Genomic DNA, 20,018 nt, shown 5'->3' on the forward strand with positions numbered 1-20,018 from the left:
AGGCCCCATGACAGTAACCTTAAATATCACCAAAAGTAAGGTGGCCGTGCTGGAACTCAGCCGCCCGGAAAAACACAATGCCTTCAATGCCGAGGTCATTGCTGAATTAATCAAAAGCATTGAATACGCCAACGAGCTCGATATTCGTGCACTCATACTGAAAACCAACGGAAAACACTTCTCTGCTGGTGCCGATCTAGCCTGGATGAAGTCTATGGCTGGCAATAACTACGACGAGAATGTTGCAGACTCCATGGAGCTGGCCAAACTGATGAAGGTGCTGGCAAACAGTCCACACCCCACGGTTTGCCTGGTTCAGGGCGCCGCATTCGGTGGTGCGCTGGGTTTAATCGCATGTTGTGACATCGCCGTTGCAACGCCAGATGCTAAATTCTGCCTGAGCGAAGTGAAACTTGGCCTTATCCCGGCTGTTATTAGCCCTTATGTGATCCGAGCCATTGGTGAGCGTCAGGCGCGCCGTTATTTCCTCAGTGCAGAGATCTTTACTGCCGACAAAGCGCTAAGCATGGGTTTCATCCATGAAGTTGCCGAAGATTTAGCCGGTGCAGAATCTCACTTCATTGAAACCCTTTTGAACAATGGTCCTGTGGCAGTGAAAAGCGCCAAGGCATTGATCGATGAAGTCGCAGGCCACAGCATCGACGACACGCTGATAGCCCATACCGCAAAGCGGATCGCAGAAATCCGCGTGAGCGAAGAAGGACAGGAAGGCCTGAGTGCCTTTTTCGAGAAACGTGCCCCCGGCTGGCAAAACGCGGCCAGCAAGTAAGGAGTACACTATGTTAAAGAAAATTCTGATAGCCAACCGAGGCGAAATCGCCTGCCGTGTCATGCGCAGCGCCAAACGTCTGGGTCTGAGCACTGTGGCGGTTTACTCTGATGCCGATGCCAATGCGATGCACGTCCAACAGGCCGACGAAGCCTATCACATAGGTCCGGCGCCAAGTAAGGACTCTTACCTGGTGGCCGAACGCATTCTGGACGTTGCCAAGCGCACCGGTGCGGACTGTATCCATCCGGGTTACGGGTTCTTGTCTGAAAACGAAGCCTTTGCCAACGCCTGTGAACAGGCCAATATTGCCTTTATTGGCCCCTTAGCCACGTCAATTGAAGCCATGGGGTCAAAAACCCGTGCCAAAGAAATTATGGCCGAGGCCAACGTGCCTCTGGTGCCTGGTTATTATGGCAAGCAACAAGATACTGATTTTCTGGCTCAGGAAGCCGAGAAAGTGGGCTACCCGGTGCTGATTAAAGCCGCTTACGGTGGGGGCGGTAAAGGCATGCGCGTGGTACGCGAGGCAGGCGAGTTTATCAGTTCTCTGGAGGGCGCAAAACGTGAAGCCGCAGCCAGCTTTGGTAACGATCTGGTGCTGTTAGAGCGCTTTGTCGATAAGCCGCGCCATGTTGAAGTCCAGGTTTTCGCAGACAGCCATGGTAACTGCGTGTATCTGGGCGACCGCGACTGCTCTTTGCAACGTCGTCACCAAAAAGTCATCGAAGAAGCCCCAGCGCCGGATCTCAGCGCAGAGCTGCGCCGTGAAATGGGTGAAGCCGCGGTACGCTGTGCTCAGGCAATCAACTACCGTGGCGCAGGTACTGTCGAATTTTTGTTATGTGGTGACGAGTTCTTCTTTATGGAAATGAACACGCGCCTGCAAGTAGAACATCCGGTGACTGAAATGGTGACGGGTCAGGATTTGGTTGAGTGGCAAATCCGTGTCGCCAACAACGAAGTACTGCCACTCACTCAGGATGAAATTCGTCTCAGTGGCCACAGCTTCGAAGCGCGTATCTATGCTGAAGACCCTGAGGAGAACTTTATGCCCTGCTCGGGTGTCTTGTCACACCTGGGTTTCCCTGAAGCGAAAGATGGTGTGCGCATTGACACTGGCGTACAACAGGGAGATGAGATCAGCCCGTTTTATGACCCGATGATCGCCAAATTAATCGTCCACGGGCGGGATCGTCGCACTGCGTTGTTAAAATTGCGCAGCGCACTAGCTGAAGTACATCTGGCCGGTTTGAAGAGCAATATTGCCTTCTTACATCACCTGGCAGGCCATCCGGCAATCAGTACTACTGCACCGGATACTCACTTTATTGACACGCAAACCGATACGCTGACGGCGTCACAGGCACCCAATGATTTATTGGTATGCCTGGCCAGTGCAGCTTACCTGGCGCACCAGCAGGCAGAAAAAGTGACCTCGCCCTGGCAACTATCGGGCTTTAAGCTCAATCAGCCGCGTCGTCAGGTATTGCCATTTGCTGACCACCTGATCATCGCTGAAGCCAATGGAAATCAGTGGCAGGTCTTTTACCAGGACCTCGACCATACTATGGATGTGCGTCTGGATGGGCACAGCCTGGTAGCGAATCTGGATGGTAAACGTTTGCTGGCGGATGTGGTGATCACCGAAGAGCAGATCACGGTTATGTTCGGCCCCTATCAGTTTGATGTGGCGCTTAAGTCTAAACACTACGTCAGCGAACATGAGCATCAGGAAGCACCTCTGGCTGCGCCACTTAACGGCACGGTCGTGAAACACCTGCAAAGTGTTGGCGCTCAGGTGAGCAAAGGCGACCCTGTGGTTGTCATCGAGGCAATGAAAATGGAATACACCCTGAATGCGCCATTTGATGGCACGCTGACAAGTTACTGCTTCGATGAGGGTGAGTTGGTCAGCCATGGCGCGATGCTCGCTATTGTTGAGGAGGCCTGAAATGGCGAACTACCCTGCTCAGGTTAAAATTGTCGAGGTCGGTGCACGTGATGGTCTGCAAAACGAGTCCAGTGTATCGACCGAGGCTAAAATTACGCTGGTCAATGCTCTGGCTGAAGCTGGTTTGAAACACATCGAGGCCGGTGCATTTGTGTCACCCAAATGGGTGCCACAAATGGCAGACTCCAGTGACGTGATCCAGAGATTTGTGCGCCGAGAAGGCGTGGAGATCAGTGCACTCACCCCCAACCTGAAAGGTGCCGAACTGGCACTGACCAATCAGGTCGACGAATTCGCGATATTTACTGCGGCCAGTGAGGCCTTTACGCAAAAAAACATCAACTGTTCGATTGAAGAGAGCATCGAGCGCTTTCGTCCGGTTGTTGAACTTGCACAAAAAAACAACATCAAAGTCAGAGGCTACGTGAGCTGTGTGGTTGGCTGCCCGTATCAGGGAGAGGTCGAACCAGAGCAGGTGCTCGAGGTGTGTAAACAATTATTGGCATTGGGTTGCTATGAGATCAGCCTGGGCGACACCATAGGTGTGGGCACAGCCAATCAGGTAAGGCAACTGCTTACCTTATTGCTGTCACACATCCCGGCTGAGCGTCTTGCCGTGCACTTTCATGATACCTATGGCCAGGCATTAGCCAACATCCATACGGCACTGGAAATGGGCATTGCCACCATAGATTCCGCCGTCGCAGGGTTAGGTGGTTGTCCCTATGCTAAGGGCGCGTCAGGAAATGTTGCCACCGAGGATGTTGTTTACTTGCTGCAAGGACTTGGCATTGATAGTGGAATTGATTTAGAAAGACTGGCAAAAGCAGGCTGGCAGATTTGTGAGGCGCTTGATAAAGCACCCGTAAGCAAGGTGTCACTGGCGCTGAAAAACAGCTGTCAGTCATAACAACCGAGAACAACGAACAACTAGGAGTGGGCTAATGGCCGGTTTCGATAAAGTAGTTTCAAGCTATGAAGCAGCAATGGAGGGCCTCAAAGATGGCGATACCATTATTGCCGGTGGCTTTGGATTATGTGGTATTCCTGAAGGCTTGATTGCTGAAATTAAACGCAAGCAAACCAAAGAACTGACTGTCGTGTCTAATAACTGCGGCGTAGACGACTTTGGTCTGGGCATTTTGCTACATGACCGTCAGATCAAAAAAATCATCGCCTCTTATGTAGGCGAAAATGCCCTGTTTGAGCAACAGCTATTAGACGGCATTATTGATGTTGAGTTGACGCCTCAGGGCACGCTGGCAGAGAAGATGCGTGCCGGTGGTGCAGGTATCCCAGGTTTTTACACCGCAACAGGCTACGGTACACCAATTGCCGAGGGCAAAGAAGTTAAAGAGTTTGATGGCCGCCCTTACATCCTGGAAGAGTCCATTACCGGTGAGTTTGCTATCGTGAAAGCGTGGAAAGCAGATCGCTACGGTAACCTGGTATTCCGCCACACCGCAATGAACTTTAACCCTATGGCAGCAACAGCAGGTAAAATTACCGTTGCCGAGGTGGAAGAAATCGTAGAGCCAGGCGAGCTTGCGCCGAGTGAGATCCACACACCGGGGATCTATGTTAATCGCGTGATTCAGGGTAGCTTTGAAAAACGCATCGAACGTGTCACAACTCGTAAGTAAGGAGATCACCATGGCTTTAACTCGTGAACAAATTGCAATGCGCGTGGCGCAGGAGCTTCAGGACGGTTACTACGTGAACCTGGGCATTGGTATCCCTACCCTGGTTGCTAACTATGTACCTCAGGGTATCGAAGTAATGCTGCAATCAGAAAACGGTCTTTTGGGCATGGGTCCTTACCCAACAGAGGACCAGGTTGACGCGGATATGATCAATGCGGGTAAAGAAACCGTGACAGCAGCCACAGGTGCGGCTATTTTTAATAGCGCTGAAAGCTTTGCCATGATCCGCGGTGGTCATGTAGACTTGACGGTACTGGGTGCATTTGAAGTGGATCAGAACGGCAATATTGCCTCGTGGATGATCCCGAAGAAATTAATCAAAGGCATGGGTGGCGCAATGGATTTAGTTGCAGGTGCACAGAATATCGTTGTCACCATGACTCATGCCAGCAAGCACGGCGATTCAAAGTTACTGGAGTCTTGTACTCTGCCACTTACGGGCGTTAACTGTGTGAAGAAAATCGTCACAGATTTAGCGGTGCTTGAAGTGAAAGACGGTGCGTTCCATTTGCTAGAGCGCGCACCGGGTGTTAGTGTAGACGAAATTATCAGCAAAACAGCAGGTAAGCTTATTGTGAATGGCGACATTCCTGAAATGCAGTTTGCCAGCTAAATACACGCGGTCTGACACGAAAACACCAAACATGTACCGACCTCATTCCCAGTGCCAAAGGCGCTGAGTTACCCAAAATCCCTCGCAAGAGGGATTTTTTTTATCTTTTTCACTCGCATTGGTGTGAATTTATTCAGTTAAGCGCGCATTCGTTTACTTTTATATTCTAACGCTTACACTAATAGACGAAGATCTTTCTGGGCAAGGTGGCCAGAGGACCTCGTTTTGGTTGGTTTATCTTAATTACATCGAAACGACTTTTTTGATACTAAAAAGACGATCGTAATGGCAAGCCTCAGGCACCCATTACCGCTGTAACTAACATAAGCCCATCGCATGCAGTTTGCATCAAAGCTGGGTATTCCTGCCTTGCCATTCACTTCTCAACCATGAGGTAACAATGGCAGACAATCACGACAAGTACAGTATTGACAATACTGACTACACGGTGGGCCAGGACAACGTACAAAAATGGGGGTTTGATGTTCATAACCCGGTTTTTGGCGTCAGTGCCGGCCTGATTTTATTTTTTCTAATTGCAATCCTAGTGAGCGATGCCGAATCAGCGAAGGCAACACTGGATGGGCTGAAGTGGAAAATCATCGGCGCGTTTGATGCCGTCTTCATGTGGTCTGGCAACTTCTTTGTGTTGTTTTGTCTCGCGTTAGTACTGTCTCCCTACGGTAAAATTCGTCTTGGCGGCGATGCCGCCAAACCGCAATACACAACCCTCTCCTGGCTGGCTATGCTGTTTGCCGCCGGTATGGGGATAGGATTAATGTTCTGGGGTGTTGCCGAGCCTGTAGCTTATTATACGGGCTGGTACAAGACCCCTCTGAATGTAGCCGCAAACACACCTGAAGCTGCAGAGCTTGCTATGGGCGCGACTATGTACCATTGGGGCTTGCACCCCTGGGCTATCTATGCCGTAGTGGCGCTCTCGCTGGCCTTCTTCGCTTATAACAAGGGCCTGCCACTGTCCATTCGCTCTATCTTCTATCCGCTGCTGGGTGACAGAGCCTGGGGCTGGCCGGGTCATGTGATAGACATTCTGGCGGTACTGGCAACTTTGTTTGGCCTGGCTACTTCGCTCGGTTTGGGTGCACAGCAGGCCAGTGCCGGGATCCAGCATGTGTTCGGGATCGAGGCAGGCCTCGGACTGCAAATCGCAGTCATTGCCGCAGTTACTTTGCTGGCCATTGTTTCTGTGGTGCGAGGCATTGAAGGAGGTGTTAAAGTGCTTAGTAACACCAATATGCTGCTTGCTTTTGCCTTGTTGTTATTTGTTATGCTCGCCGGGTTTGCTGTTGCACTGGGTAACATCCCCACCACAGTGATTGCCTACGCTGAAAACATCATTCCGCTTAGTAATCCGCACGGACGTGAAGATAAAGCCTGGTATCAGGGCTGGACGGTATTTTACTGGGCCTGGTGGATCTCCTGGTCTCCGTTTGTAGGTATGTTCATTGCCCGTGTATCTGAAGGCCGAACTATTCGTGAATTCATCATCGCCGTATTGCTAATCCCAACACTGGTGACGACGCTATGGATGTCAGTCTATGGAGGCATCGCTATTGACCAGGTGATGTCTGGTGTTGGCTCACTGGGTGAAAATGGCCTGACCCAGGTACCACTGGCAATGTTTGAAATGTTTGAACAACTGCCGCTGGGCGATGTGTTGTCATTTGTCGCCATCGTACTGGTACTGGTGTTCTTTATCACCTCCTCAGATTCAGGCTCTCTGGTGATAGACAGTATTACGGCTGGCGGTAAGATTGACGCCCCAATTCCGCAACGCGTGTTCTGGGCTACAGTCGAAGGAGCCATTGCTGCTGCGCTGTTGTGGATCGGCGGTACAGAGGCTATAGAAGCCCTGCAGGCTGGTGCAATCTCGACCGGCTTACCTTTCACTCTGGTGTTATTATTGATGTGCCTGAGCCTGATCCTGGGCCTTCGTACGGAGCAAGCTCAGTCCTGATCCGGTATGACACCAACATAACAGCTCAAAATGGCATGTTCAGTTACATGCCATTTTTGTCTCAATCATAGGGTATGTTGTCGAAGTGTCAGGCGCACTGAACCGCTACATCCACAGAGTTTTAATCTCTGTCTGTAATGTATAATGGTGCTGCAATTGTGCCTGCAATAGCTCAGCAGTCGCCAGCGCATCGCTGAGTGCGTGATGTGCAATATAGTAAGGTAACCCATAACGTTTTCGACTATCGGCCAGGCGGATTGATGGGATTGGCTGGCGCTTAATTTGCTGCCACCAGGTTAAGCGGCTGGTCTCAATATGATGCTCCAGTGCCATAGTATCAATCAAGGGAAACTCGATGCCTTCACCCAAACGTTGCATTAATGCCTGATTAAAGAACGGACGTTCTATGTGGCGATAATGAACCACAATCACTCTGCCAGCCAGGCTCGCCAATAATTCTTCAAGAATGGTGTCCAGATCCGGCGCTTCGCGAACCTGAGAATGCGTAATTTGATGCACCACCACAGACTCTTCATGCAGCGGCGTAGCAGGCTTTAAGATCCAATGTTTGGCATCACGACAATAGGCCCTGCGTGCATCAAAAGGCACCAGGCCGACGCTGACTATGTCATCGGTTTCATGGTTTAACCCGGTTGTTTCAAAGTCGAGCGCGACAAAACGCGCTTCAGACACAGGTGTGTCGGGTAACTGAACACCTGCGTTATAGAACGCGCGCAGCCGCTCATCATTACTTCGCCGCGCCAAATGCGTAAAGCGATTTGGCCAGGATAAAATATCACCTTGTATCGCCATTACTTGAGTATCGCCTTGTTCTGATAACGTATCTTAAGATAGCTTTGGGCTTTATCCAGTACAGCAAAGGCTTCTTTGAGATTGCGCTGTTCAAACTCAGATAGCCGCTTGGGCAAAATATTATTGTCTGGTTGTTTACCCTGCTCTATTTTTCTCGCCTGGTGACGAATGCGGATCGTGGCGATATACTCCAGCGCGGCCTCTAAATCTTCTACCTTGCCAGGAGGCAATAACTGGGCCTCTTTAATGTCTTCCAGTCGTTCAAACGAGTTGTGTTTGCGCGAACCGATAGCCAGGGCATGGACGCGTACCAGATCAGATAAGGGTGCGGTACCACGTCGTTTGATGTTTAACGAATGCTTATGTTCACCATCTTGTTCCAGTACAAAGTCCTTAAAAAAACCAAGCGGCGGTGTTCTGCGCAGCGCATTATTTGCCATCGCAGCAAGGAAACGAGGAGCGATTTTCGCTTTTTTGGCCACCAGCTCACTGAGTCGACTGGCTAATTGAGTGTGTCCATAGACCCCATCGAGATCAAAAAAAATCGAGCTGTGTAACAAGGCTTCGGGTTTCGGGTTGTCTATCCAGTCTTCAAACTGTGTCTGCCATTCACAGGCCCGTAACCGCCACTGCGGGTTGGTGGCCATAATGCCCCCATCGCAAAGCTTATAGCCACATTGCGCAAGGCCGTCACAAACAAACTTGGCAAGCGCTGAGAAGTAACTGTCATGCTTGCCCGATTCAAAGGTATCATCGAGTATCAGCGCATTGTCCTGGTCCGTGACGATCAACTGTTCATCGCGTGCCATCGATCCCAGCGCAATAAAACAATAAGGTACAGGCGGCGCGCCCAGCTCGTCCTCTGCCAGCTCCAGTAATCGTTGCTTTATAGTACGACCAATCACGGACATGGCCGTACCAACCATGTGTGAGTTGGCGTCTTCATTGACCAGACGTACAAAGACACTGGCCAGCAACTGTGCATAATGAGCCAGATCCTCAACACTTTGCTGCTCCATAATCCCTTTAACAAACAGCAGGCTGCTCTGCGATTCATAACGTAATATATCCGACAGCGCTATCACGCCAATGGGTCGGCGTTTATGGACCACTGGTAAATGATGCAAGTTATCTCTAAGCATCATCATCATGGCTTCAAACACATAGGCATTGGAGTCAACTATGGTGAGCTCACGGGTCATAATGGTGGCGACCGGCTGATTGGTGTCTAAACCCTCGGCCACCACCTTAATACGTAAATCTTTGTCACTCAGGATCCCGACTATTTGTCCGTCATCATCCTCCGGGTCATCGCTGACAGGCTTACTGGGGTCATAGATCAGCAACGCCGATACCTGCTCTTCGGTCATCAGCTTCGCCGCATCACGAATTGAGCGTGTTAACTCAACCGACACTAACTCCCTGAGCAGGAGTGTTTTTACTTTGGCCGTGGTCAGGTCATTATTGTCGGCCTGATCGGAAACAGCCTGGATCAGGCCACCGCTGTCGTCCGCTTCAAAAAAATCGGCAAACGCCTCGTGCTCGTCGCAAAATGCCTCGAATAGGCTCACAGGGATGCAATAAACCAGCGTGTCTTCCAACGCCATGACCGGAAAACGAACTTTGCGGTTTGTTAACAAGCCTCGCTGACCAAACAGGCCGCCTTCCGAGATGCGGTTGTACAACTCACCATTGCGACGATATACCTCGACCGATCCGGCCCGCACCACATACAGGTTTGAGATGGACTCCCCGTAATGCAGTATTTCGCTGCCTGCGCGGTAATACCCAACCTCGACCTCGCTGGCAAGTTGCTGCACAGCGCTTTTGGGTAACTCGTTAAATGGCGGATGTGCAGACAAAAACTGCATGATCTCAAAGTGCTCTATTTGCATAATGACTTTTTTGTGACGCTGATAATCACTATTGTGGGTAATTGCCTGATTGAACGCAAGGAAAGTACCTGCTGCATCACACATATTCTGTCACACGAATTTTTTAGAGTGTGACTTGTAATGCTGGCGATATGCCATCATATACACAAGGTGCTTTGGAAGCTGAAACATACTGCAACTAAATCTATGATAAACCGTCTTGTCGCAGGAAATGGATCCCGCATGACGCTGTAGGTAAACGTAAGCAAGTATAAACAGTCCACCGTTTAAAAAAACTAATCCCGGTTTAAGTGGGCTGAACACAATGAGTTGAGTATAAGCTTGAGGTTAAGATGAAACGAATCGTGCTATTTTTAATCACCAACCTGGCAGTCATGCTGGTGCTGGGGGTTGTCCTGTCTATCGTCATGTCTGTGCTAGGTCTGTCTAGCCGCAGTTATGGCGGTATGTTACTGATTGCCGGTGTATTCGGTTTTGGTGGTGCCTTCATTTCGCTGTTTATGTCGAAATGGATTGCCAAAAAATCAACGGGTGCCTATGTCATTGAGCAACCGCGCAATGAAAGTGAGCACTGGCTGGTACAAACGGTTGCTAATCAGGCAAAACAAGCAGGTATTGCAATGCCTGAAGTTGCTATTTACGACAGCCCCGAAATCAATGCCTTCGCAACGGGTCCAAGTAAAAACAACAGTCTGGTAGCGGTTAGTACTGGGTTACTTCACAACATGACACAGGATGAAGCTGAAGCGGTGCTGGCACATGAAGTATGCCACGTTGCTAACGGTGACATGGTCACACTGACCCTGATCCAGGGTGTCGTGAATACCTTTGTGATTTTCATCGCTAAAGTGCTGGCGAACTTGGTGGATGGCTTTCTCAATGGCGACGAGGAAGACAACGGGGTAAGCTGGACTTACATCATTTTTGATATGATTTTCCAGATCCTGTTCGGTATTTTGGCATCAGTGATCGTTGCCTACTTCAGTCGTCAGAGAGAGTTTGCTGCTGACAAAGGCGCGGCAGAGCTGGTCGGCGCGCACAAGATGCGTGCTGCCCTGGAACGTTTGCGCAACAACCATGAGTCACAGCTTGAAGGTTCTATGATGGCCTTTGGTATCGCCTCAGGTAAGAGTTTGTCGGAGATGTTTGCTTCTCACCCGCCACTGGAGCAACGTATTCAGGCACTGCGCTAAATCGCACGGCTGAAAAAGAAAAAGGCTTCGCAATGCGAAGCCTTTTTTGTATAAGTGTCATTTCGACTAATACCAATTTGCTTAATTAAGTGTTCAGATAGCCAACAAGCTACTTTTCAATCCAGGGAGTCACCGTCACGACTTCACTTAGCGTGTTAAAGCGCGCAGTATCATTCTCCCAGTCATCGGTTACCTTGAACTGACAAACCTGCTTTTCACAGGTCACGCCGGGTGCCGACAAATTTGGCTCACTGGCAAATGTTACCTTCACGCCCTGTTGTTCAGGTAACAAAAAGCCCATTAGCTTGCTGACAAAAAAACCTGACAAGTCAGACAGGAGCTCGTCAAACTCATGATGCAGTTGATATAAGCGCTGCTTGGTCAGGTGAGTATTCGTGAAGTACGCGGACTCAATCTGAAATTTAATTTGACAATCATGTTGTGGATCCAATGGTTCTACAACGATGACCGCTTTATCTTTATCGAGTTTTTCACTAAAGGGCAGCAACAATTGTGCTTCTTGCGTATAGTTGAGCGGCTGTTCACTGGTTTCTGTGACAATTTTTCCTGACTTAATCCCGCACGGAGCCAAAGTCGCAATGTCTACCAGGTAAAAATTTACCCGGGCAAATTCAAACTCACCCTTTTCAATCACTTTAAGACGGTCATAAAACCCATCATACGAAACCACAAACTCTTCTTGAGCCTGTACTCCAGTGGCAACACCTGCCAGCCCCAGCAGCAGTGCCAATAAATTACTCTTCATCAAAATAAGCCTTGTTGTGTCTTATCATATCGTTAAGTTCTTCAATATAATGCACGCCCCGCTCTGAATATGACAAGAGTCCTGCGGTCAATGCCGTTGCTTCTATCGGCTTTTTTTGCTCGCGTAGCTGGGCACGTGTGGCCCTCAGTTCTTTATACGCATCGTGCGTATTGATATTTCTGAAATAAGATTTGACCGATGCCCGGACCGACTGAAACGCAGCCACTTCGTGCACGGCTTCGTCGCTGCGACGTTTTGGGATCATGCCGCACCCTTTTCGATAACACCACTGGCCAAAAAAGTTAAGGCCGATCCGGGCGAATCGTGACGTACCCCAGGCTGACTCGTTGGCTGCCTGCATTAACGCCAGCTCTTTAGGAATGATGTCCACCCGCCTTAACGCCCGTTTAAGATTCTCAATGGAAACGGTGTCATCTTCTATTCTGTAGAGTTCAAACACCTGATCAATCCTTTGCTGCTGAATATCACTGAGCGGCTCTTCAAACTGCAGCATCATCAACGCAATTTCTATGCTTGCTCGTTGTTGCAAGATCAATTCATTCTCTGCTTCAACATGAGGCTTAATAAAATCGAAGAACTGTTTCTTCTTGGTGGCGATATCACGGATTTCCCCAAACTCTGGTAGCTTCACCGAATGTAATGGCTGTTCCACTTCCTTAACCTGCGGCTCAGTCACGACGACTTCGGGCTCTGGCTCTGGCGGTGGGAGGGCTGGGGGTTTGACAATAAATGGATACAAAATCGCGAATATTGAAATCGCGGCAATAATAAACTTCACTAGTAAACGCATGATTCTCCTCACACTAGTACCAACTACCAACTCAAAGTGTCGAAAAAACACAGTGATATAGGCATGACTACGCAGGTTTTCTGAAAATCCCTAACAGAATGTCCCTGCTGTACTTTGCTCTTTCATTTTCAAATTAGCGGACAATGATACCAAAATTTACCACTAAACGCGAATTTCTGCATTTTATCGTGGCCCCGCCACTCAACAGACATTAAATTCACCTACTGCTTTGATTACTTTTTCTTTTATACCGGCATATTCCGTGGATATACTGAACACAGTAGCGTTTTGAATAAAGGACACCCATGAGTCAGTCACCCTGGCAACAAAGACAGCTGGATCAAAAAAAATATCGCCCTAATGACAACCGCTCAGCCTGGCAGATTGATCGCTCCCGGATCATCCACGCGGCAGCATTCAGGCGCTTGCAGTCAAAAACACAGATTATGAGTATTGGCGTCAATGACTTTTACCGCACCCGCCTGACTCACTCACTGGAGGTTTCTCAGATAGGCACTGGGTTACTTCGCCATCTCAGCAGTCAGCATCCCGAATTTGCCTGGTTTCCTTCCTCCAGCCTGATGGAAACCATCTGCCTTGCACACGATATTGGCCACCCTCCTTTTGGTCACGGCGGAGAAATCGCGCTGAACTATCTGTTGCGCGACCATGGCGGCTTTGAAGGCAATGCACAAACCCTGCGGATCGTGACTAAACTGGAGCCCTACTCCAAAGGGTATGGTATGAATCTGACCCGCCGCACTTTACTCGGGTTTATAAAATACCCGGCTGTGATCGATGAGCTATGTCTTAGCATGCCACAGCCCGACCCCAGTCAACGCTTTATCTATACTCAACAATGGCTGCCAGCCAAAGGCATTTATCAGTGTGACAAAGACGTGCTGGACTGGATCCTCTTACCGTTCAATGAAGACGATCGCAACTTGTTGCAAAGCCATGTTCCGGTCAATGAATTTAAAGCCAAGACCCGCTTCAAGTCGCTCGATAGTGCGATCATGGAATATGCCGATGATTTCGCCTATGCAGTTCACGATCTGGAAGATGCGATTGCCACCGAGACTCTGAGTGAGCGAGAGTGGCAACGATACGCCCTGCCTGAACTACAAAAAATCAATTCTCCGTGGCTGGATGAGCACCTCGACAGTATCAGTGAACGACTGTTCTCACACGATGAATCGTTGCGTAAAGATGTGATTGGAGAGCTGGTGAATCTGTTTATTGTCAACTGTGAACTGACCATTCAGGATACCGGATTCAGCGATCCGCTGCTACGTCATACAGTAAAGCTCTCGGACGAATTTGAAGCCATTTTGGGTGTGTTAAAACACTTTGTTTTTTCGCGGCTCATCCGCGACCCCAAAATGCAACAAATCGAATTCAGCGGCCAGAACATGCTGATTGATTTATTTGGTGCGTTCCAGAGCGATCCGTTGCGACTACTACCCTATACAACTCAGGCGCATTTCACGCAAGCCTCCGATGAAAGAGCGCAAATGCGTGTACTGGCCGATTATCTTTCCGGTATGACAGATGAATACGCTAGGCGTTGCTATCAGCGTTTGTTCGGTAACACCGGGATGCAATCCCCAATAAAAAGCGGCCCATCTATGTGAGCCGCATTGCAAAATAAAAAACCAGCTGGTTGCAACATTCAGGTACTTACTCTGGATAGAAAATCCGCTGGTACAACGCCGGTTCCTTGACCCCTAAACCACAAATATGTTCGTTTATTTCAATGACTCGTTCACCATCCTTGAGTGCCACCACCGCACAGCGTTTCATTATTAACTGATGTAGCTCCATTTGCGCTTTTGCAAAATAGTTTTCTGCACTTGCCAGCGCATCAAGAGGCGCCTCTTCAGCCCCCTTTATCCGCGCAATCCCGGCGCGTAAACAATAACCATATCCTCTCGCTGAGTGAGCTATCTCTTTCAGCAGGCTCTTTGCGTCCTGTTCTGCAACTTTAAGCATTTGAGATGCCTGTGACGGGTCGCGTTGTGCGCAGGCCAGTGCCACTCTGCCATGTAAGAACAGGTAATCCGTCCTGACCGCAAGCGAGCCAAACAGCCCGGCACGTTTCGCCAGGCGAACATCTTCACGCAATTTAACCCAGGTATTCTCGATATCCCCTGCCATCAGACCAATTTGAACGAGCGCTTTCGATGCAACCCAATGCTGATAAGTAAACTCGGCAAGCGGCCATGATGCTATCGCCTCATTGATAATGCCCCTGCCTTGCTCCATCTCACCATTGGCGGCGTGAAATACCCCCATAAACATAGTCAGTTCAACCAAAGAGAAGTGGTCTCCCCGAGATTTCGCATCCTGGATCCATTGTGGTGCTAATTCACCGATCTTGTGTATACGACCCATTAACCAAAAAATATGTGCCGCCGTTGTTCGCGCTATCACAGCGTTATTTTGCGCATTGAATATCTTGGTAGAGAATTGCTCCTCGGCATGCAATATCATTTCGATACTTGCCTGGTATTCACTCTGGATTGACAGAGACACCCCCTCCAACAGCGTTCGATGCATTTCATACTCAGGCTCTGTGAGGCGCTCACCTAGCTTACTCGCCTGCTCAAAGATCCGCGAGCTAATCTTCTTATGTCTTGCTGTTCCGCCATAAGACAGCGCAAATGCGTATATATTCAATCCCTGAACCGTCCGTTTCAAATCCTTTTTATTTATGGCCAAGCGCAAGCTTAGTAACGAAAAGTACAATCCTCTGATAGGATCCCAGTTACTTAAAGAGTTGGCCACAGAGAAGACTAGCTCTATTTTTGGGTCCGAGATATCAGCGCTTAACTTGTCCTTTTTCAGCCATCTCCGTTTCACTTCAAGCACCACAATACTCCAGATAATACGTAGCATCGCCGTTTTTGTTGAGCCCGGATAAGGTAATCGCCATTGTCTTAATAAGGGTTTAAAAAGGTCTTCGCCCTTTTCTATGTGTCCACCGTACATGAACTGACTGGCGGCGATGCCATTTAATCTGGCTCGCTCCGAGTCGCAGAGACCGTCTGTTTTTGCCAATTGAGCGAAAAGTTCAGCAGCCTGAACCCCATAACCACCTCTGGATAACGCAATGGCTCTTCGCTCAGTAAACTTATACTTTTCTGCCTGTCTGCTATCTGGCAACCAGGTGATCACCTGATGACAGGTGTCAGCTTCCCGACTAAAGGCCAGTGCCTGCTCAGCTTCGTCGGCCGCATGTATCATATAATCAATAGCACGTTGTGTTTGGCCAGACTGATAAAACAGTTGTCCCAAAAACGCATTATCCGTTTTACGATCTTCAGCCAATGCCTCAGCCAATTTGCCAGCTCTGCTCTTCAAAAGCACACTACACTCAATCGACAAGATTGATTCTCGAATTTGATCATGAAAGCACTGTACCTGATCGCCAGCCTGCACAACCAAAAGCCGCTGAGCTCGCAGACAGGTAAAGGCGAAATCATCAATATGAATATCACCCACAATGGCAAGGATCGTATCAAGCTTGACTGGTTGGCCCGCAATGGCCACTAAGCTGAGGATCTCTTTGGACTCTGGAGACAATTCATTTAATCGTAATTGTATGATCTCATAACCGTCTATTTCGCCAATATCCGATTGCAAACCAAACTGGAGCAGCTGCTCCATTAAAAAAGGTACGCCCTTACTGATCCGCACAATATCGAGTGCACTGCTTGACTGAGCGGCCTGGCTGTCCTCAAGTAAAGCCTCCAGCATTTCGGTGCTCTGACTCTGTGTCAAAGGGTTAACCTTGATCTGCCTCATCCTAATCGGGCAGTCAGGTGCTTGCTGAAACTCTTCCAGCACTGCTGCAAATCGGTTGTCCTGTGACACTTCTGTACGCTTACTCAATATGACAAATGGGCGTTTTTCTGACAGGTACTCTAAAAAGCTGACAAGCAATTGCGCACTGTCTTCATCACCCCATTGAATATCATCCAGGAACAAAATGACTTGCTGCTTATTCACCAGTAAAGACAAGCTATTTGCCAGTGCTTTCATTGCCAGCGCCCGGATGTGCATCGCATCCATATTTGGATCACACTTTTCATGCGAGACAAATCCACGCAACACAGGAAATAAAATCGCCAAATACTGAAAACCATCGACAATATATCTGCACCGTATCTGAGGGGGAATTGAGCTCAGGTATTGCGCAAAGTCATCAATCAACATATCCAGCGCTTTAAATGGCACGGTTTCTCGCTCGTGACACCGCCCTCGTAACACCAAAACGTTGTCTAATGAACTTAGAAACTGCTCTACCAGGCTCGTTTTTCCTATACCAGGCGATCCCTCAATGCACATCAGCAAATGCTGTCTTGCTGTGTGTGCACAAAACGCCTCATTCAGCATTGCCAGCTCTTTTTCACGACCCACAAAAACCCTGACCTCATCGGACATATCACTCGTTGCTAAAAAGGCATCATTGGCATCAAACGCCGCCAGTACCTCTTTTCCTGTCGGTCGGTCGTGCGGATCAGGGGATAAAGCTCTCGCCAGGATAGCAATCAACGCCTCATGCAGGTGTTGACGCAGGATCATCGAGACCTGTTTCTCAAACATTCCCTTGTCATCTGGTAAGATGGCCAACTCTTTGGCGCTTCGTCCTGTCACCAGCTCAAGTATCACCACCGCATAGCTATACCAGTCACTTGCCGCTGTTTGCACTTGCCCTGATAAACACTCGGGTGCCATGTACTTTGGCGTCCCCAACTGCTGCAGCGGTGTGTGGCCCCGTTGAGCCGTTTTTAACTGGGAAACCCCAAAATCAAGTAATTTCAGCTCACCACCTGAGGTGAGAATAATGTTGTTTGGCTTGATATCTAAGTGCAGTACACCCCCACCATGCAATGCACATACGGCTCTGGCAAGTTGATGAGCCAGACTCAACACATCGAGCCTGAGTGGCGCAATATAGTCCTGTCTCGCAGGTGTACTGAGTATTGGTGAGTCAGTCGAACACAGGGGACGCGTGGCCACTACGGTGTCCAGCATTGTGTCGCTATGACTTTGCGCGACAAAATGGCTGAGCAAGGAGCCTCTGATCAGCTCCATAACGATATAACACGCCCCTTCTATAAAGGTGAGACCAAACAGCCCCACTAAGTTTGGATGTGCTATCTGCGCGACTTGTCGATACTCTAACTTGAACCGATAAAGCGACACAGGCTCGGTGCCCTGGATGGTTTTCAGGGCAACAAATCGATTGTTTGCCTCATCCCAGGCTTCATATACCACCCCCATCCCGCCTCGGCCTAATATGCCTCGAATAACATAATCGCCAATACGGGATGGGTAGTTTACTGTTTGTTTGGAAAACACTGACAAGGTTACGACTCGCGGTTTTGTCCAAATAAACGCTTCAGGAAATCAACCTGACGCGGATCGTCGCTAGTGAATCCATCCAGGATTGCCTGATACGTCTGGGGCGATACCCGAGCTACTTCAGCCAGCGCATCAACAGCAATCTCATCATTGCTATTAAACAACTGTACTGCCCGTAACTTCAGCTGGGTGCCTATGCCGCCCTTTAGCTCACATTGCCTGGTTTCATCACCGAGTATGGCTGATATCAAATTGTCAATCTGGCTGTCGGAAATGACATGCAAAGCAGTCCCCAACTCTAAGAACGCTTCAATACCTCGGATAAATACGTAAGCGAGAGTTTTCACTTCATTCCAGACTTTGCTGTAAGCAGGCATCTTGTGATGCCTTACCTTAAATTCCGCCCCTTGTATCAACTGCTGCGCAGCATATTGGCCTGCATACAAGCCACCGTTCATATAACCCAGGTCGAGTCGGTTATCTGAGTATTGCGTAGCAGGTACTATTGCAGCTTTTTTAGGCTTGATAAACGCCATGGCATCCGGCGTTTTTGGGTCGTAGTTCCGTGCTACCTCAGAAGAGGTAAAATAGATAAGGTCTCGCCATGGCGTATTTGCAAAAGCCATCGCCGACTTGCCATCTTGCACAGGCTCAGTCAGGACGCCAGGCGCGAATACCGTATTTGGTCCGCCGCCTATAAATGCGCCTTTTTCAAAACCACTTTTGTCTGTTTGTTTGGCCCACAGATTAGCCGTGATGGCTATGGGTTCCATTGCCGGTTCATAATCATATTCACCGGTGAACAGATAACTAATATGTTTAGTCAAAAAGCGCTTTAACGCCTCGTCCGGATCACTGCCAGATTTAGCAATTGACGCTTCCAGTTCAGTAATTTGATCGCCAATAGTAAAGGTCATTAAACAAGGTCTTGGCTGACCATTCGCATCACAGGCTGTATTGTCCATGGTCCACAAAACCGGATATGACGCACCACCTGAGTAGCCCTGCCACCCGGTACCATCTATGTCATTCCACCAACTGGTCTCATAGAATACTTGCGCCTTCAAAGTTCTGCCCATCTTTTGACCCATGAGTACTTTGTAGGACTCGTCTAACTCTGCTGGCCACTGGATTTTGTTCGCCGTATGGGGTGATACAGCCACAATGAGCTTTTTCGCGCGATGGACGGCCCCATCGGACATAGTCAAGCAAACCGGAAATTCAGCCTGCTCATCCACCGAAACAGATTCAATCACCTGCTCATAGTGGATGCTGTCCTTGAAATCTTTGCTCATAAATTTCAGGACTTTTCCGAATCCACATCGTAACCAGTATTGCTGAGGGCCGTTTTTCGCATCGTTGACTTCATTGAAAAATCCGCCGTTACAGGCACAATACCAGAAGAAATATAACGCTGATATTTCGCTTGGATTAACTGATAACAGGGCCTGAGCCGCGATGGTTATGGAATCAAGCGCCGTTGGTGTCATATAACCACGGCGTGGTTTTTCATGCAGCCATTGCTCGAGTGTAATGGCGTCCAGTTGTTTAGCAGTATATACCCCCTTGAAGTCAGACGCCCAGGGCTGGTCCACGTTGATACATGATTCAATATACAGGATATCCAGTGACACCAGGCCTATCGCAGCAACACTGCGTTTGCCGATACCACTGGGTAACCCGGTAATACAATATGGCGTCTGGAACTTATTGAACGGGAACCGCTTTGGTTCGTTGTTCTCATCTCTGAGAATTAACACTTGCTCCGGAAAATCAAGTCTCTGTGCAAAGTTGTCTACAATATAGGGAGGTAACGTATCCTCATTGTACTCTGTGTCGGGTGTGTCCGGATGTACATAATCAGGGTAATGTGTTTTCAGCCAAGTATAGAACGGTTCGCCTTTAACCACAGACCATAAAGGCTCCTGCGACTTACCTATGTATTGAGAGCCGTGTTCATATTCCACACCTGGTGTATCAAGGTGTTGCGTGGTTTTGAAACTGAAGTTTCGCCCGCCCAGCCGGTTACTTGCTTCGAGGATCGCAAAATCTTGCTGGTTATTCTGCAGCTCGGCTGCTGCCGCTAAGCCTGTAAACCCTGCACCAATAATAATGGTATCTTTGTTCATATA

At 49.0% G+C, this 20,018-nt stretch carries 14 protein-coding genes; 8 read left to right on the plus strand and 6 right to left on the minus strand.

Annotated elements, in window-relative coordinates:
- The first annotated feature begins 7 nt into the window (after nucleotides 1–7).
- From QNM19_RS07520 to QNM19_RS07545, 6 genes are all read left to right on the plus strand, one after another.
- Nucleotides 8–790, plus strand: a complete 783-nt coding sequence (locus QNM19_RS07520; protein WP_284026545.1) for an enoyl-CoA hydratase/isomerase family protein — start codon at nucleotides 8–10, stop codon at nucleotides 788–790.
- 10 nt (nucleotides 791–800) lie between these two features.
- Complete coding sequence (locus tag QNM19_RS07525) at nucleotides 801–2,744, plus strand: acetyl/propionyl/methylcrotonyl-CoA carboxylase subunit alpha (RefSeq protein WP_284026546.1); 1,944 nt, start codon at nucleotides 801–803, stop codon at nucleotides 2,742–2,744.
- 1 nt (nucleotide 2,745) lies between these two features.
- Nucleotides 2,746–3,654 carry a hydroxymethylglutaryl-CoA lyase gene (locus QNM19_RS07530; RefSeq protein WP_284026547.1) on the plus strand — a complete coding sequence of 303 codons (909 nt, stop codon included), beginning with the start codon at nucleotides 2,746–2,748 and terminating at the stop codon, nucleotides 3,652–3,654.
- Nucleotides 3,655–3,688: 34 nt separating this feature from the next.
- Nucleotides 3,689–4,387, plus strand: coding sequence for a CoA transferase subunit A (locus tag QNM19_RS07535; protein ID WP_010381521.1), 699 nt, complete (start codon nucleotides 3,689–3,691; stop codon nucleotides 4,385–4,387).
- A 10-nt stretch (nucleotides 4,388–4,397) separates the two neighbouring features.
- Nucleotides 4,398–5,060, plus strand: coding sequence for a CoA transferase subunit B (locus tag QNM19_RS07540; RefSeq protein ID WP_010381523.1), 663 nt, complete (start codon nucleotides 4,398–4,400; stop codon nucleotides 5,058–5,060).
- A 400-nt stretch (nucleotides 5,061–5,460) separates the two neighbouring features.
- Nucleotides 5,461–7,038, plus strand: a complete 1,578-nt coding sequence (locus QNM19_RS07545; RefSeq protein WP_284026548.1) for a BCCT family transporter — start codon at nucleotides 5,461–5,463, stop codon at nucleotides 7,036–7,038.
- Between the two features lie 105 nt (nucleotides 7,039–7,143).
- On the opposite strand, the gene QNM19_RS07550 is transcribed toward QNM19_RS07545, so the two are convergent.
- Together QNM19_RS07550 and QNM19_RS07555 are read right to left on the minus strand one after the other, a co-directional pair.
- On the minus strand, nucleotides 7,144–7,851 hold the full coding sequence (locus QNM19_RS07550) for a 3'-5' exonuclease (RefSeq protein WP_049864204.1): 708 nt from the start codon (nucleotides 7,849–7,851) through the stop codon (nucleotides 7,144–7,146).
- Nucleotides 7,851–9,746, minus strand: a complete 1,896-nt coding sequence (locus tag QNM19_RS07555; RefSeq protein WP_049864206.1) for a putative nucleotidyltransferase substrate binding domain-containing protein — start codon at nucleotides 9,744–9,746, stop codon at nucleotides 7,851–7,853. Before QNM19_RS07555 ends, QNM19_RS07550 begins: the two co-directional genes overlap by 1 nt.
- A gap of 332 nt (nucleotides 9,747–10,078) precedes the next feature.
- Here QNM19_RS07555 and htpX point away from each other — a divergent pair, with 332 nt between their 5' ends.
- Complete coding sequence (gene htpX, locus QNM19_RS07560) at nucleotides 10,079–10,939, plus strand: protease HtpX (protein WP_049864203.1); 861 nt, start codon at nucleotides 10,079–10,081, stop codon at nucleotides 10,937–10,939.
- A gap of 109 nt (nucleotides 10,940–11,048) precedes the next feature.
- On the opposite strand, the gene QNM19_RS07565 is transcribed toward htpX, so the two are convergent.
- Nucleotides 11,049–11,705, minus strand: coding sequence for a DUF2987 domain-containing protein (locus tag QNM19_RS07565; protein WP_082225411.1), 657 nt, complete (start codon nucleotides 11,703–11,705; stop codon nucleotides 11,049–11,051).
- A complete protein-coding gene (locus QNM19_RS07570) occupies nucleotides 11,695–12,516 on the minus strand; it encodes a glucosaminidase domain-containing protein (protein ID WP_049864202.1) in 822 nt (273 codons plus the stop codon). The genes QNM19_RS07565 and QNM19_RS07570 overlap by 11 nt, the downstream gene beginning before the upstream one ends.
- Before the next feature lie 305 nt (nucleotides 12,517–12,821).
- Here QNM19_RS07570 and QNM19_RS07575 point away from each other — a divergent pair, with 305 nt between their 5' ends.
- A complete protein-coding gene (locus tag QNM19_RS07575; RefSeq protein WP_049864201.1) occupies nucleotides 12,822–14,150 on the plus strand; it encodes an anti-phage deoxyguanosine triphosphatase in 1,329 nt (442 codons plus the stop codon).
- A 46-nt stretch (nucleotides 14,151–14,196) separates the two neighbouring features.
- Here QNM19_RS07575 and QNM19_RS07580 read toward each other — a convergent pair whose 3' ends face one another.
- Both QNM19_RS07580 and QNM19_RS07585 read right to left on the minus strand, forming a co-directional pair.
- Complete coding sequence (locus QNM19_RS07580; protein ID WP_284026549.1) at nucleotides 14,197–17,883, minus strand: serine/threonine-protein kinase; 3,687 nt, start codon at nucleotides 17,881–17,883, stop codon at nucleotides 14,197–14,199.
- An 8-nt stretch (nucleotides 17,884–17,891) separates the two neighbouring features.
- Nucleotides 17,892–20,015: a flavin monoamine oxidase family protein gene (locus tag QNM19_RS07585; RefSeq protein ID WP_049864199.1), complete on the minus strand. Its 2,124-nt coding sequence runs from the start codon at nucleotides 20,013–20,015 to the stop codon at nucleotides 17,892–17,894.
- Between the last annotated feature and the right edge of the window lie 3 nt (nucleotides 20,016–20,018).

Origin of the sequence: Pseudoalteromonas ardens (assembly GCF_030125445.1) — a bacterium.
GTDB lineage: Bacteria > Pseudomonadota > Gammaproteobacteria > Enterobacterales > Alteromonadaceae > Pseudoalteromonas > Pseudoalteromonas ardens.